Source organism: Streptomyces durbertensis (assembly GCF_014156695.1).
Taxonomy (GTDB): Bacteria; Actinomycetota; Actinomycetes; order Streptomycetales; family Streptomycetaceae; genus Streptomyces; species Streptomyces durbertensis.
In genome coordinates this window covers 1-787 of record NZ_WMLF01000878.1, presented here as the reverse complement: position 1 = coordinate 787, position 787 = coordinate 1, and the positions used below count along the sequence as shown (strand labels likewise).

Sequence of the window (787 nt, the reverse complement as noted above, 5' to 3'; positions counted from 1 at the left end):
CGGAAGCTAAGCCTGTCAGCGCCGATGGTACTGCATGCGGGAGCGTGTGGGAGAGTAGGACGCCGCCGAACAAATAGTGAGTTGAGGCCCTGCCGGTTTACCGGCAGGGCCTCAACGCGTTTTACGGGGTTGTTCACCGGCTCCTCCCGCTGGTGGGTCCTGCCGCTGGCTGCGGTGCGGGGCGGTCGTGAGGGTAATCGGGTTGCCGGTGGTCTGTGGCGGCGACGAGGGTGGGGGGATGGAGTATGTGATTCGGCGGGTGCGGGCTGACGAGTGGCGTGAGCTGCGGGACCTGCGGTTGGCCGCGTTGGCGGATCGTGTCGCGGACGTGGCGTTCGGGGAGACGTACGCGGCGTCGGTCGCGTACCCCGAGGAGTTGTGGAGGCAGCGGGCGTCGGACGGCGCGGAGGGGGAGTCGAGTGCGACGTTTGTCGGGCACGTGGAGGGTGGCGGAGAACTCGCCGGGATGATGGTGGTCGTTCGGGAGGAGGGGCAGGCGTCGCTCTTCGGTGTGTACGTACGGCCTGAGCACCGGGGGCGGGGGCTGGCGGCTCTGCTGCTGGACCGTGCGACCAGGTGGGCGTGGGCCCGCCCGGGGACGGGGCGGTTGGCGCTTCACGTCCATGAGCGGAACGAGCGGGCTCGGGCCTTCTACGAGAACCGGGGCTTCCGCCCGACCGGTCGCACGGAGGCGCACCGCGGCGCGGGCGGAGGCACGGTCCTGGAGATGGCGAGGTGGGCGGCGCCCTCAGTCGTCGACGGTCGTGACGAGCTTGTTGAGGAGGCC

The 787-nt window shown here is 70.4% G+C and carries 1 protein-coding gene and 1 rRNA gene; both read left to right on the top strand.

Features of this window, described 5'->3' with window-relative positions; genetic code table 11:
- Window positions 1-71 (top strand): 5S ribosomal RNA (rrf, locus tag GL263_RS29290); the annotation flags it as partial.
- A gap of 167 nt (window positions 72-238) precedes the next feature.
- The coding region (locus GL263_RS27430) for a GNAT family N-acetyltransferase (protein ID WP_182858420.1) at window positions 239-787 on the top strand (549 nt) is incomplete at its 3' end.